This window comes from Sphingobium sp. 22B (genome assembly GCF_001580035.1).
Classification (GTDB): Bacteria; Pseudomonadota; Alphaproteobacteria; order Sphingomonadales; family Sphingomonadaceae; genus Sphingobium; species Sphingobium fuliginis.
In genome coordinates this window covers 598,183-611,295 of the sequence record NZ_LTAB01000001.1, presented here as the reverse complement: position 1 = coordinate 611,295, position 13,113 = coordinate 598,183, and the positions used below count along the sequence as shown (strand labels likewise).

At 64.7% G+C, this 13,113-nt stretch carries 12 protein-coding genes; 3 read left to right on the top strand and 9 right to left on the bottom strand.

What is annotated here, in order from left to right; genetic code table 11:
- Positions 1 to 242: 242 nt before the first annotated feature.
- A complete protein-coding gene (map, locus tag A0J57_RS02790) occupies positions 243 to 1,073 on the bottom strand; it encodes a type I methionyl aminopeptidase (protein WP_025548831.1) in 831 nt (276 codons plus the stop codon).
- An 80-nt stretch (positions 1,074 to 1,153) separates the two neighbouring features.
- Here map and A0J57_RS02785 point away from each other — a divergent pair, with 80 nt between their 5' ends.
- Entirely contained in the window at positions 1,154 to 1,915 is a 762-nt protein-coding gene (locus A0J57_RS02785) for a molybdopterin-binding protein (RefSeq protein WP_025548830.1), read from the top strand.
- A 70-nt stretch (positions 1,916 to 1,985) separates the two neighbouring features.
- On the opposite strand, the gene A0J57_RS02780 is transcribed toward A0J57_RS02785, so the two are convergent.
- The 7 genes from A0J57_RS02780 to A0J57_RS02750 are packed head-to-tail and all read right to left on the bottom strand — an operon-like array spanning position 1,986 to position 9,810.
- Positions 1,986 to 3,182 carry an acetyl-CoA C-acetyltransferase gene (locus A0J57_RS02780; protein WP_061938821.1) on the bottom strand — a complete coding sequence of 399 codons (1,197 nt, stop codon included), beginning with the start codon at positions 3,180 to 3,182 and terminating at the stop codon, positions 1,986 to 1,988.
- Between the two features lie 25 nt (positions 3,183 to 3,207).
- Positions 3,208 to 4,362 carry an acyl-CoA dehydrogenase family protein gene (locus tag A0J57_RS02775; protein ID WP_025548828.1) on the bottom strand — a complete coding sequence of 385 codons (1,155 nt, stop codon included), beginning with the start codon at positions 4,360 to 4,362 and terminating at the stop codon, positions 3,208 to 3,210.
- A gap of 25 nt (positions 4,363 to 4,387) precedes the next feature.
- Positions 4,388 to 5,212 (bottom strand): hypothetical protein, encoded by an 825-nt coding sequence (locus A0J57_RS02770; RefSeq protein ID WP_061938818.1) that lies wholly within the window; start codon positions 5,210 to 5,212, stop codon positions 4,388 to 4,390.
- Positions 5,209 to 6,417, bottom strand: a complete 1,209-nt coding sequence (locus A0J57_RS02765; protein ID WP_061938815.1) for a CoA transferase — start codon at positions 6,415 to 6,417, stop codon at positions 5,209 to 5,211. The genes A0J57_RS02770 and A0J57_RS02765 overlap by 4 nt, the downstream gene beginning before the upstream one ends.
- A 6-nt stretch (positions 6,418 to 6,423) precedes the next feature.
- Positions 6,424 to 7,440, bottom strand: coding sequence for an NADP-dependent oxidoreductase (locus A0J57_RS02760; RefSeq protein ID WP_061938812.1), 1,017 nt, complete (start codon positions 7,438 to 7,440; stop codon positions 6,424 to 6,426).
- A 10-nt stretch (positions 7,441 to 7,450) separates the two neighbouring features.
- On the bottom strand, positions 7,451 to 8,596 hold the full coding sequence (locus A0J57_RS02755; protein ID WP_062017016.1) for an acyl-CoA dehydrogenase family protein: 1,146 nt from the start codon (positions 8,594 to 8,596) through the stop codon (positions 7,451 to 7,453).
- Between the two features lie 32 nt (positions 8,597 to 8,628).
- Entirely contained in the window at positions 8,629 to 9,810 is a 1,182-nt protein-coding gene (locus A0J57_RS02750; RefSeq protein ID WP_061937810.1) for an acyl-CoA dehydrogenase family protein, read from the bottom strand.
- Positions 9,811 to 10,077: 267 nt separating this feature from the next.
- On the opposite strand from A0J57_RS02750, the gene A0J57_RS02745 reads away from it, so the two are divergent.
- Positions 10,078 to 11,304, top strand: a complete 1,227-nt coding sequence (locus A0J57_RS02745; RefSeq protein ID WP_025548819.1) for a cytochrome P450 — start codon at positions 10,078 to 10,080, stop codon at positions 11,302 to 11,304.
- 13 nt (positions 11,305 to 11,317) lie between these two features.
- Positions 11,318 to 11,509: a ferredoxin gene (locus tag A0J57_RS02740; RefSeq protein WP_061937807.1), complete on the top strand. Its 192-nt coding sequence runs from the start codon at positions 11,318 to 11,320 to the stop codon at positions 11,507 to 11,509.
- 122 nt (positions 11,510 to 11,631) lie between these two features.
- Here the strand turns inward: A0J57_RS02740 and A0J57_RS02735 are convergent, their stop codons facing one another.
- Positions 11,632 to 13,107, bottom strand: coding sequence for an aldehyde dehydrogenase (locus A0J57_RS02735; RefSeq protein WP_061937805.1), 1,476 nt, complete (start codon positions 13,105 to 13,107; stop codon positions 11,632 to 11,634).
- Positions 13,108 to 13,113: the final 6 nt, after the last annotated feature.

Genomic DNA, 13,113 nt, shown 5'->3' with positions numbered 1-13,113 from the left:
TCTAGATATCCCAACTCAAACGCGCGCCAAATGGCGGGTATGATCCCGCCGTTCGTCCTGATCGAGCGACGACCGTCATGCCCCCCCGAAGGCAAGAGCCGCCTCTCTTCCTAATCAATTACCGTGCCAAATAGCGAATCGCTGGAAACTGCTTTCTGCGATGCAGCAACTTTTGTCCATATTGCCCGGATTCCGGGCAATATCATGATATGCTGCCCATTTTTTAGGCATGGCTGATATGATCAACGCTGATATGGCGGCGCGTCGAGACCCGCAGGGCTCCTGGTGAATATCTCGCAACCGGTTTCAGTGATGCCGATGCTGTGTTCGAACTGCGCGGACAGGGTACGGTCGCGCGTGACCGCCGTCCAGCCATCCTCCAGCATCTTCACGCCCGGCTTGCCGATATTGATCATAGGTTCGATGGTGAAGAACATGCCGGGCTTGAGTTCCGGGCCGGTGCCGGGGCGGCCGACATGGACCACCTCCGGGCTGTCATGGAACACGCGGCCCAGGCCGTGGCCGCAGAAATCGCGCACGACGCCATAGCGGTGCTTTTCCGCATGACGCTGGATGGCATGGCCGATGTCGCCCAGCATATTGCCGGGCTTAGCCTGCTCAATACCCAGCATCAGGCATTCATAGGTGACTTCGACCAGGCGCCGCGCCTTGATCGGGGCTTCGCCGCAAATATACATGCGGCTGCTGTCGCCGTGCCAGCCATCGACCAGCGGCGTCACATCGATATTCAATATGTCGCCTTCCTTCAGCTTCTGATCGCCGGGAATGCCGTGGCAGATGACATTGTTGAGCGAGATGCAACAGCTATGGGTATAGCCGCGATAGCCCAAAGTCGCGGGCACGCCGCCGCCGTCCAGCGTCATGCGGCGGACGATGTCGTCCAGCTCTCCGGTCGTGACGCCCGGCACGACGTGGGGCACCAGCGCGTCCAGTATCTCCGCGGCCAGCCGCCCGGCCTTGCGCATGCCTTCGAAACCGGCCGCGTCATAGAGCTTGATCGCGGTCGAGCGGGAAATCGGCGCGTCCGCCGTCATCGTCATATATTCGGTCATGGACGTGATTATAGGCGGGGATGCCGCATAATGCGAGAGGGCGGCTAGGCAGGGCGCGCGGCAGAAGCTATGGCCAGCCTATGGCCGACCCGACCCGCATATGGACCGCAGCGCTGATCGTGATCGGCGACGAGATTCTCTCGGGCAGGACCCAGGACAAGAATGTGTCGCAGATTGCGACATGGCTGAATGTGCAGGGCATCCGCCTGCGCGAAGTGCGGGTGGTCGCCGATGACAGCGACGCGATCGTGGAAGCGGTGAATGCGCTTCGTGCGCGCAACGATTATCTGTTCACAACCGGCGGCATCGGGCCGACCCACGACGATATTACCGTGGACGCCATCGCCGCGGCGCTGGGCGTCGACGTTGAAATCCACCCGGAGGCGCAGGCGATGCTGTCGGCCTATTATGAAACGCGCGGAGGCTTGACCGAGGCGCGTCTGCGCATGGCCCGCGCACCTGCCGGATCAAGCCTGATCGAAAATCGCATGTCGGGCGCTCCGGGCATTCGGCATGGCAATATCTTCATCATGGCCGGCGTGCCGCATATCACCGCCGGGATGCTGGATAGCCTGACGGGGAAGCTGGAGGGGGGGCTGCCGGTGCTGTCCGCCACCATTGGTTGCTGGGTGGCGGAAAGCGAGATCGCGGACCTTCTCGGCGCGACGGAACGGGCGCATGAGGGTTGCCAGATCGGCAGCTATCCCTTCTTCCGCGAGGGGAGGACGGGCGCTAATTTCGTGATCCGCTCAGTCGACGCGGAAGGGCTGGATCGGTGCGTGGCGGACTTGAGCGCCGGGTTGGAGCAGGGCGGCTGGCCGGTGGTGGCCGGCGGAATTTGAGCCGCGTCCCATAGGTGCTTCGGATGGGGAGCGGACATTGCGCTCCCCCTTGGGCGGCCATGCTCCTTTGTCAGGCTCGCTCGAATATGGCGGCCAGACCCTGGCCGCCGCCGATGCACATCGTCTCCAGTCCATAGCGTCCATCGCGTCGCTGCAATTCGCGCAGCAGATTGGCGAGAATCCGTCCGCCCGTAGCCCCGATGGGATGGCCCAGCGAAATGCCCGAGCCATTGACGTTCAGCTTGTCCCGGTCGTCCCAGTTCCAGCCCTTGAGGCAGGCGAGCACCTGTGGCGCAAAGGCTTCGTTGAGTTCGACCAGATCGATGTCTTTCCACCCGAGGCCGGTGCGTGCGAACAGCCGTTCGACCGCCGGAACCGGCCCGATGCCCATGCGCGAGGGGTCGCAGCCCGCCGCCGACCAGCTATGCAGATAGCCCATGGGCTCCAGGCCGAGTTCGCTGAGCTTGTCTTCCGCCACCACGAGGCAGGCCGCCGCCGCGTCATTCTGCTGGCTGGCATTGCCGGCGGTGACGACGCCGTCCTTCTCGATGGGCTTCAGCAGGGCCAGCGATTCCGGCGTGGCGTCGGCGCGGACGCCCTCATCCTTCACGAACATCAGGGGCTCGCCCTTGCGCTGCGGCACTGGGACGGGAACCAGTTCGTCGTCGAACTTGCCCGCTTCCCATGCGGCGGCGGCGCGCTGGTGGCTCATCGCGGCATATTCGTCGCAGGCTTCCCGCGATATGTCATAATCCCTGGCGAGATTGTTCGCCGTCTCGATCATGCCGCTGATGATGCCATAGCGTTCGATCGGCTGGGACATCACCCGGCCCCGCGTCAGGCGGTCGTGGAACTGGGTCGAGCCGGACCGGGCGCCCCAGCGATGATCGATCGAATAATATTCGACGTTCGACATGCTTTCCACGCCGCCCGCGATCACCATGTCCGCGGCGCCGGTCTGGATACGCATGGCGGCGTCGATCACCGCCTGAAGTCCGGAGCCGCAGCGCCGGTCGAGCTGCACGCCGGGAATGGATTCGGGCAGCCCCGCCGCCAGCGCCGACCAGCGGCCGATGCAGGGCGCCTCGCCATTGCCATAGCCCTGGCTGAACACCACGTCGTCGATCCGCTCGGGGTCGATCCTGGTGCGATCCACCAGCGCCTTGATGATGATGGCGCCCAGATCGCCCGCCGTCATCGACTTGAGCGACCCGCCATATTTGCCGACGGCGGTGCGGATGGGGGCGACGATGGCGGCTCTGCGCATGGGGATAAGTCCTTCGGATGAAAAATCAGCGGGCGGATTCGGCCTGGCGGATCATCTGCCTGGCGATGATGGTCTGCTGGATTTGGCTGGTGCCCTCATAGATGCGCAGCAGACGGACATCGCGATAGAAGCGCTCCACCTTATACTCCGCCATATAGCCGGCGCCGCCATAGATTTGCACGGCGCGGTCCGCGATCCGGCCCACAGCTTCAGATGCATGATATTTGAGCGCGGCGCATTCCAGGCTGACGGGCTCGCCCGCGTCGAACTTCGCCGCGACTGACTGCATCAGCGCTTCGGTGGTCAGCATGTCGACCTTCATGTCGGCCAGCATGCCCTGGACAAGCTGGAAGTCGGCGATGCGCTGGCCGAACTGCTTGCGCTCCAGCGCGTAGGAGAGCGCCATGTCGATCAGTCGCTGGCACATGCCGAGCGAGACGGCCGCGATGTGGATGCGTCCGCGATCCAGCACCTTCATCGCGGTCTTGAAGCCGCGCCCGGGCACGCCGCCGATGATGGCGCTCGCTGGCACGACCACATCGTCCAGGATAACGTCCGTGGTGATCGATCCCTTCTGCCCCATCTTCTTGTCGGGCTTGCCGAAGCTGATCCCCGGCGTGCTGGCGGGCAGGATGAAGGCGGAGATGCCCGCCGCGCCCTTCACATCGGGCTCCGTGCGCGCCATCAGCGTGAAGACGCTCGCGCGGGGGGCATTGGTGATGTAGCGCTTGGTGCCGCTGATGCGGTAATTGTCGCCGTCCCTGATCGCGACCGTGCGCAGCGAACCCGCGTCGGAACCCGCCTCCGGCTCTGTCAGGCCGAAGCTGGCGATGGCTTCGCCGGTCGCGAATTTGGGCAGCCATTCGCGCTTCTGCTCCTCGGTGCCGTCCATGACGATGCCCTGGCTGCCGATGCCGACCGTGGTGCCGATGACGGAGCGAAACACGACCGAGGCGCGGGTGATCTCCCGGATGATCGCCGCTTCCTCCGCCATGGTGCAGCCAAGGCCGCCAAATTCCTCCGGCACGGAAAGGCCGAACAGGCCCATGTCGCGCATCTGCTGGATGATGCTTTCGGGGACGGCGTCGGCCTCCTCGACCGCATCTTCGGCGGGGATCAGCTTTTCCGCGACGAAGCGCTGGACGGTGGTGCGGAACAGGTCGAACGTCTCGGCGTCCATCTCGAAAAACTCCTCTCTCAGAACTTCAGTAAGCGACGTCCGCCACCATGGCGTCCATGCCGTCACAGCGAATGGCGCGGAAGCGACCGCCCTCATCCTCGCGCAGCAGCACGCCCTGCCCGCAAAAGACCGGGGCGACGGCGCGGAAGGAGAAGCGGCTGGGCATGCGCCCTCCGTTGCGGGCTTGGCCGAACAGCTTGGCGGCGGTGAAGGGACCGTGGATCACCAGCCCCGGATAACCTTCCTCCGCGCAAGCATAGGGCAGGTCGTAATGGATGCGGTGGCTGTTGAAGGTCACGGCGGAAAAGCGGAACAGATCGACCGTGGACGGCGTCCAGACGGCGTCCTTCTCCTCCGGGGGGAATGGGGCCGGAACGATGGCGGGAGTCGCGCCGCCTGCATCGCGATAGACGATGGTCTGGGTCTCGCGCACGCATTCATTGTCCCCCTGGACGATGCGATGGTCCACGGTCAGCAGGATCAGCTCGCCGCTGCGTCCCGATTTATGCGAGACATCGCGCACGGTGGAGATGCGGGTTGCTTCCCTGTCGAGCAGCAGAGAGGGACCGAATGCCATGTCCGATGCCGCGAACATGCGGCGGGGCAGGCTGACCGGGGGCAGGAAGCCTCCGCGTCTGGGGTGGCCGTCGGGACCGATCCGGTCCGCTGCGGCGATGGGCAGGAAGAAGGCCCAATGGGCGAGGGACGGCTGGATTTCCCCGACGTTCAGCGGTTCGCCTATGGCGGCGGCAAAGCGGGTGAGCGCCTTACTGTCCAGAATTTCAGTGCGGCTCTCTGTCTTGCCGATCCAGCTGCGCCAATGGGCGATGTCGGCTTCGGTCACGGTCATGCCACCAGCCCTTCATCATGCAGCCGTCCGATCGCGCCGCTGTCCAGGCCCAGCACGGTGGCGAGCACTTCGTCGGTATGTTGCCCCAGCTTCGGCGCGATGGCGACGGGACCGCGCGCTTCGTTCGCCAGCGTGCCCGCCGGACCGGATGTCGGATAGCTGAGGCCGCTCGGATGGGTCAGCGTCTCGAACAGCGGATTGGCGGTGAACAGGCGCGCGTCGGTCGTCACCGCCCGATGCAGCGTCTGATATTCGCCCCAGGTGACGCCGCCCGCGTCGAAGGCGGGTTTCAGCGCTTCGGCCGTGCGGCTTGCGAAGGCAGCCTCGAACAGCGGGAAGAGGCGGGCGCGGTGGGTGAAGCGGGCGCCTTCATCCCTGGCGAAGCTGGTCCCAAGTTCCGTTTCGATAGCGCCCACCGCATCGCTGAGGTCCAGCGTCTTGAGCAGGCCGCTCCACTGGCGCGGCGTGATGGCGACGACGATCAGCCGCTTGCCGTCCGCCGTCACGAAATCGCGTCCGAAGGCGCCGAACAGGTCATTGCCCATGCGGGGGCGGTCTCCGGCGGACAGCACTTCCGCCACCGAACCCAGATGCGACAGGCTGGACGCCGCCAGATCGGACAGGGGAACGCGGATTTCCGCGCCCTCCCCGCTGGTCCTGCGGCGGAGCAGCGCCGATGTCAGCGCGAAGGCGGCATAGGCTCCGCCCAGCAAATCCCACGCCGGCAGCACATGGTTGACGGGCCGTTCGTCATCGGCCGGCCCCGTCATCTGCGGCACGCCGACCGCTGCGTTGATCGTATAGTCGACCGCTGGCGATCCGTCAGCCCAGCCCATCACCCGGACGGTGATGATGTCGGCGCGCCTCGCCGCCAGCGCTTCATGGCTGAGGAAACCCTTTACCGGATAGTTGGTGAGGAACAGCCCGGCATTGTCGCCCGGCGCCGTCGCCAGCGCCACGGCCAGTTCGCGGCCTTCGGGACGGCCAAGGTCGATGGCGATGGATTTCTTGCCCTTGTTCAGCCCCTCCCAATAGAGGCTTTCGCCACTGGGCGCGACCGGCCAGCGGCGGTAGTCCGGACCGCCGCCGATGGCGTCGAAGCGGATCACTTCCGCGCCCATCTGAGCGAGGTGCAGGCCACAGGATGGCCCGGCTATGAAGGCGGCGCCTTCGACGACGCGCAGGCCTTTCAGCAAATCATACATGCAGTTTCACCCCAGGAATCCGACAAGGGTCCGACCGATATTCGCGCCGGTGAACAGACCCCAAAAGGCATCCAGCGCCTTGTCGATCCCTTCATAGACCGTTTCCGCCGCAGCCATTTGCCCCGCGGCGTTCCAGGCCGTCATCCGCTCAACCATCTCGGCCTCAAGGTCCATATGGTCGAGTGCGATGAAGCCTTCCATGCGGATGCGCTTGGTCATGATCATGGTAAGGTTGCGCGGCACGGTCGGCGCATCGGTGACGTTATATTGGGAGATCATCCCGCACACCGCGAAACGGGCGAAATTATGGGCCAGCGACAGCGCGGCCTGCAAATGATCGCCGCCGACATTTTCGAAATAAACGTCGATGCCCGTCGCGCCGATCGCCTTGACCTCACGGGCGAGCGCCTTGGTGAGGTTCGGCTCCGCCTTGTAATCGATGGCGGCGTCGACCTTCAGCACATCGCGCAGGAAGGCGGTCTTTTCCGGGCCGCCCGCCGATCCGATTACCTTGCATCCGGTGTTGCGGGCGATCTGGCAGGCTATCGAGCCGACCGCACCGGACGCTGCCGAGACGAATACGACCTCGTCAGGTCGCAGCCGTGCGATCCGCATCAGCCCGGCATAGGCCGTCAGGCCCGGCATCCCGGCGAAACAGAGCCAGGCCTGGGTGGGGAGGGCGCTCCTGTCCCGCTGCTGAAGCGCACTGGCAGGGGCGTTGAAAACCTCCCGCCATCCAAGGCGGGAGAAGACGAGATCGCCCGGCGCGAAGGCCGGATCATTGGAAGCGATGACCTCTCCGATCGCCGGCCCCTCCATCGGCGCATCGAGCGCGAAGGGCGGGACATAGCTCTTGGCGTCGCTCATCCGCCCGCGCATGGCGGGATCGACCGCCATCCACAGGTTGCGGACCTGCACTTCGCCCGGACCGGGCGGCGGTGCGTCGACCGTGACCATGGCGAAGTCTTCCGCGACCGGCGTGCCGATCGGGCGGCGCTTCAGGTGGATTTCACGCGATTGCATGCCGGTCGCCTCAATAGCCGTTGAGCCGCGCCCAGCGCTCGCGATGCCAGGCGGTCGAGCCATAGCATTGCGCCGCCATCCGCGCCCGCTTCAGATAAAGTCCCGCATCATGCTCATGGGTCATGCCGATGCCGCCGTGAAGCTGGACCATCTGGGATGAAATACCGTGCAGCGTTTCCCCAACGGTCGCCTTGGCCAGGGAGGCGAGGGCGGGAAGGGCGGGATCGTTCGCGTCCATGGCGTCCAGCGCCGCCTCCACAGCCGAGCGGGCGAGCTGCAATTCCCCGAACATCTCCGCCGCGCGATGCTGCAAGGCCTGGAAGGAGCCGATGATTGCGCCGAACTGCACCCGCGTCTTGAGATAATCGAGCGTGGTGTCGAAGGCCTGGGATGCATTGCCCAGCATTTCCGCCGCCAGGCCGATGGCCGCCCGGTCGAACAAACTGTCGAGCAGGTCGATGCCCTTGCCCACTTCGCCCAATACGGCGTCAGCGCTCACCGTCACATTGTCGAAGCTGAAGAGAGCGGGCCGCCGCGCGTCGATCTGGTCCAGCGCTTCCCGCGAGAGGCCGGGCGTATCGCTTGCCACCAGGAACAGGGTGATCCCGTCCCTGTCGCCGGGGAGGCCATGGGTGCGCGCCGCGACGATGGCGAAGGTCGCCGCCATGCCATCCTGCACGGGCCGCTTGATGCCGTTCAGCACCCACCCGTCGCCCACCGCCATGGCGGCGAGCGCGATCTTCTCGCGCTCATGCTGCGACCCTTCCTCCGCCGCGAGCGTGCCTATAGCCGATCCGTCGGCAATGCCCGGCAGCCAGCGCGCCTGTTGCGCCTCCGTCCCGCCCAGCCGCAGCGCCGATGCCGCCACCAGCGCCGAACTCAGCAGCGGCGAAGCGCCCAATGTCCGGCCCAGTTCCTCCAGCACCAGTCCCATGCTGCGACAGCCGAAATCGGAGCCGCCCTGCGCCTCCGGCACCAAAATGCCCGTCCAGCCCATCTGGGCCATTTCCGCCCAGGCCGCCGGATCGAAACCCTCCGCATCCGGCCGGCCGCCACCATCATGGCCATAGAGCGACCGCAGCGCCGTCACGGGCAGGCGATCACGCACCCATTCCGCCGCCATGTCCCTCAGCATCTGCTGTTCTTCGTTCAGCATCCTCCCGATCCCATCCTTATTCGTCTCTTTTGTCAGGCCGGCAGTTCCAGCGTGCGCTTCGCCGTGATATTGTTCTGGACTTCGTAACTGCCGCCGTAGATCGAGAAGGCCTTGCTATGCAGCCAGGCCCGCGTCGCTTCCCGTTCCGCGTCGGTATAATGTTCGCCCGACCAGCCGAGTCCGTTCGCGCCCATCAGCTCGACCAGCAGTTCCGCCCTTTCCTGGATGATCCCGGACCAGAGATTCTTGAGGGCGGAGACCCCATTGCTGGGGCCGCCGCTTTTCGCCTCCCGCGTCAGGCGCGCAACCGTCGCCAGATAGGCTTCGTGCCGCATGGCGTTGCGGACCATGCGCACCCTGAGGTCGGGATTGTCGATCCGTCCCATGCTGTCCGTGCCGCAATATTCATGAGCCAGCGGCGCCAGCGGTGTAATCTCCGCCTTCACATCCGACAGGCTGTTGCGTTCGAACTGGAGCAGGCGCTTGGCGATGGCCCAGCCCTGATTGACTTCGCCAACCAGATTGCCCTTGGGCACTTTCACATCGTTGAAGAAGACTTCGCAGAAATGGGTCGATCCGCTGATGAGGACGATAGGGCGGGTTTCGATCCCCTCCGATTTCATGTCGATCAGCAGGAAGCTGATGCCGCCCTGCTTTCGGCTGGTGTCGGTGCGGACGAGGGCGAAGCACCAGTCGGCCTGGTCGGCGCCCGATGTCCAGATCTTCTGCCCGTTGACCAGCCAATGATCGCCCATGTCGATGCATTTGGTCTGGAGCGAAGCAAGGTCGGACCCTGCGCCCGGTTCCGAAAATCCCTGGCACCAGCGCCGTTCATTGGTGGCGATGAAGGGCAGATGCTCCAGCTTCTGTTCCTCGCTGCCATATTCCAGCAGCGTCGGGCCCAGCATCATCGTGCCGTAGCTGCGGATCGGATTGAAACCGCCGATCGCAGCCAGTTCCTGCCCGATGATCTTGGCCGGCGCCTCGCTAAGGCCGGCGCCGCCATAGCGCGGTTCCCAAGTGGGCACGCCCCACCGCTTTTCCGCCATGCGTTCGCGCCACAGGCACCAGTCGGCATTGGATTCCGCCGCATGCCGGTCGCTGACGAAGTGAATGGATGGAGCATTGGTCAGCGAAGGCGGGAAATTCGCCCGCAGCCATGCGCGCGCTTCCTGCCGGAACGACTGCGCTTCCATTCCATCCCACTCGGCCATGCATCCTGTCCCTGTTTCCCGCAAAAGCCACGCGGCCTTCCGATGGAGCATCCCGCCTCCATGACCGAATCCTTATGCCAATTCTGCACCGCTGGCTAGGTATAAATTGCACAGGTGGGTAAAATTAGTCGCATCTTCATCGATCATGACCGTGATGGTTGACAGCTTTGCCACAGGTCATAAACTATACTCAAATGCAAAATTGATAAGATCAGCCGCAGCCTTGCGATTCGGCGGCGGGCGGCTCGTACATAGGAGAGCGCGCATATGGAGACCTTCGCTGCCCGACCCATTCCGGCGCATGTTCCGCCCGATATGGTCGGCGATTTCAGCCTGTTTTCCTCGCCGGGCATGCAGCCGACGCCCAATGGCGATCCGCAGGCGGCGGCCGCCGTCGTGCATCAGGGTCCGCGCATCTTCTATTCGCCGGTCAACACCCGCGACGGGCGCGGCACATGGGTCATCACCCGCGCGCAGGACCAGCGGAAGGTGTTGCAGGACCCGGAAACCTTCTCCAGCCATCGCAGCATCTTCGCCTCCGCCCTGGGGGAAAGCTGGCCGATGATCCCGCTGGAACTGGACCCGCCGGACCATGGCAAGTTCCGCTCGCTGCTCAACCCGCTGCTCTCGCCCAAGCGGGTGATGGCGCTTGAAAGCGCCGTGCGGGAACGGGCGATCTTCCTGATCGACAGGATCGCGGCGGCGGGCACCAGTTGCCATGTCATGGAGGATTTCGCCTTTCCCTTCGCGGTGAACATCTTTCTGCGCTTCCTTGGGCTGTCCGACGACCGGCTGGATGAATTCGTCCGCTGGGCGAACGAACTGCTGCATGGCGACAATGTCCAGCGTCCCGCCGCCGCACGGACCATCATCGGCTTCATCGACGAATTGTCCGCCGAACGGCGCAGGCGGCCGGTCGATGACTTCATGTCCTTCCTGGTGCAGTCGAAGATCGATGACCGGCCGCTGACCGACATGGAAATTCGCGGTACCGGCGTGCTGCTGTTCATCGCAGGGCTGGATACGGTGGCAGCCGCCATAGGCTTCGACCTCAACTATCTGGCGCGGCATATGGACGACCAGCAATTGCTGCGCAGCGATCCGTCACGGATCGTGCTGGCGGCGGAGGAACTGCTGCGCGCCTATCCCACCGTGCAGATGATCCGCGTGGCGACCCGGGACATCGATTTCGAAGGCGCGCCGATCCGCCGGGGCGACTATGTGTCCTGCGCGACGATGATCGCCAATCGCGACCCGCTGGAATTCCCGCATCCCGAAAGGATCGACCTTGCGCGGGAGGATAATCGCCATACCGCCTTCGCCTATGGTCCGCACCGCTGTCTGGGATCGCATCTCGCCCGGCGGGAGATCGTGGTCGGGCTGGAGGAATGGCTGAAGCGCATTCCGCCCTTCCGCATCAAGCAAGGCACGGCGCCGGTCACTTTCGGCGGGCATGTGTTCGGCATCGAAAATCTGGTCCTCGACTGGTCCTGAGGAGGGACTTTCCATGAAAATCATCGTGCACAATGACAAATGCCAGGGCCATGCGCGTTGCTGGGCCATGGCGCCGAATATCTTCGAGCTGGACGATGAGGGCTATATCAAGCCCGGCGACATCGACGTGGCGGAGGCGGATGAGAAGCTTGCCTGGAAGGGCGCGAAATCCTGCCCGGAAAGGGCGCTGGAAATCGGCGAGTGAACCGGAGGCAGGGAAGGGGGCGCTCCTGCTGAGGCAGGAGGCGGTTCCGGCGGCGGGACTGGGCTGCCGCGAGCCCCCCATCTCGCTCCAATGCCTTCGCGGGAGCGGGAAGGGGCTCCAGCTTATGTCCTGATCCACACGCCCTTGGTCTGCAAATAGGCGTCGATATGTTCGGCGCCACCCTCCCGTCCGAAACCGCTCATCTTGTAGCCGCCAAAGGGGACGGACGGGTCCATCGCGAAATAATGGTTGACCCAGATCGACCCCGCCCGGATGCGCTTCACCGCCGTCATGGCCTTGCCGATGTCCTTCGTCCACACGCCGCCCGCCAGGCCGAAGCGCGTCGCATTGGCGCGAGCGATCACCTCGTCGAAATCGTCGAACGGCATGATGCAGGAGACGGGGCCGAAAATCTCCTCCCGCGCGATCCGCATCTCATCCTTCACATCGGCAAAGATGGTGGGCGCGACCCAATGGCCCTTGTCGAAGGCGCCGCCCGTCACGCGCCCGCCGCCCGTCACGAGCCGCGCGCCTTCCGCCGGTCCCAGTTCGAGATAGGAGGAGACGCGGGCATATTGCCTGGCCGACACCAGCGGACCGATCTGGGTGTCGGTGTCGAGGCTGGGGCCGATCTTCAGGGCCTTCGCGAAGGCGGCGATGCGCTGGACCATCTCCTCATAGACAGGACGTTCCACGAACAGTCGCGTGCCGGCCGCGCAGACCTGACCCGAATTGTTGAATACCCCCATCGCCGCTGCTGGCGTAGCCATGTCGAGATCGGCATCGGCGAAGATGATGTTGGGCGACTTGCCGCCCAGTTCCATCGTCACCTTTTTCACGGTCCCGGCGGAAGCGGCGATGATCCTCTGGCCGGTCTCGCAGGAGCCGGTGAAGGCGATCTTGTCCACATCGGGATGCGCGGACAGGGCGCCTCCGGTTTCGCCCGCGCCGGTCACGACATTGACGACGCCCGGCGGCACACCCGCCTCCAGGCACAGTTCCCCGAAGCGGAGCGGGCTGAGCGATGCATCTTCTGCGGGTTTCAGGACGATGGCGCAGCCGGTCGCGAGTACAGGCCCGACCTTCCACGCCGCGCTGAACAGCGGGCCGTTCCATGGGATGATCGCACCCACCACGCCCACCGGCTCGCGCAGCGTGTAGGACAGCAGGTCCACCGGGAAGCTGTTGGACAGCGTCTCCCCATGGATCGCTGTTGCAGCGCCCGCAAAATGGCGCAGCGAACGTTGCAGCATGCCCCGCAATCCACGAGCGGCCGTGATCGGGCGGCCCATTTCGATGCAGTCGAGCAAGGCGAGATCGTCGAACTCCGCATCCACCAGATCGGCCAGCTTCAGCAGGACTGCCTGACGTTCGGCCGGTTTGAAGCGGCTCCATGGCCCTTCAAAGGCGGCGCGGGCGGCGCGGACGGCGCGGTCCACATCTTCCGCGCCCGCCAGCGCCAGTTCGGCCACCAGTTCGCCGGTCGATGGGCTGAAACTCTGGAACGTCTCGCCGGACAGGGCGTCGACAGGCTTGCCGTCGATCAGCAGCTTTTTGGGCTTGCCGTCGATGAAGGCGGGGCGGCGTGTCTCGATCATCGGATC

Bases quoted from the DNA above. Each gene is read 5' to 3' on its own strand.
- map (WP_025548831.1), bottom strand. From the start codon at position 1,073: ATGACCGAATATATGACGATGACGGCGGACGCGCCGATTTCCCGCTCG.
- A0J57_RS02785 (WP_025548830.1), top strand. From the start codon at position 1,154: ATGGCCGACCCGACCCGCATATGGACCGCAGCGCTGATCGTGATCGGC.
- A0J57_RS02780 (WP_061938821.1), bottom strand. From the start codon at position 3,182: ATGCGCAGAGCCGCCATCGTCGCCCCCATCCGCACCGCCGTCGGCAAA.
- A0J57_RS02775 (WP_025548828.1), bottom strand. From the start codon at position 4,362: ATGGACGCCGAGACGTTCGACCTGTTCCGCACCACCGTCCAGCGCTTC.
- A0J57_RS02770 (WP_061938818.1), bottom strand. From the start codon at position 5,212: ATGACCGTGACCGAAGCCGACATCGCCCATTGGCGCAGCTGGATCGGC.
- A0J57_RS02765 (WP_061938815.1), bottom strand. From the start codon at position 6,417: ATGTATGATTTGCTGAAAGGCCTGCGCGTCGTCGAAGGCGCCGCCTTC.
- A0J57_RS02760 (WP_061938812.1), bottom strand. From the start codon at position 7,440: ATGCAATCGCGTGAAATCCACCTGAAGCGCCGCCCGATCGGCACGCCG.
- A0J57_RS02755 (WP_062017016.1), bottom strand. From the start codon at position 8,596: ATGCTGAACGAAGAACAGCAGATGCTGAGGGACATGGCGGCGGAATGG.
- A0J57_RS02750 (WP_061937810.1), bottom strand. From the start codon at position 9,810: ATGGCCGAGTGGGATGGAATGGAAGCGCAGTCGTTCCGGCAGGAAGCG.
- A0J57_RS02745 (WP_025548819.1), top strand. From the start codon at position 10,078: ATGGAGACCTTCGCTGCCCGACCCATTCCGGCGCATGTTCCGCCCGAT.
- A0J57_RS02740 (WP_061937807.1), top strand. From the start codon at position 11,318: ATGAAAATCATCGTGCACAATGACAAATGCCAGGGCCATGCGCGTTGC.
- A0J57_RS02735 (WP_061937805.1), bottom strand. From the start codon at position 13,107: ATGATCGAGACACGCCGCCCCGCCTTCATCGACGGCAAGCCCAAAAAG.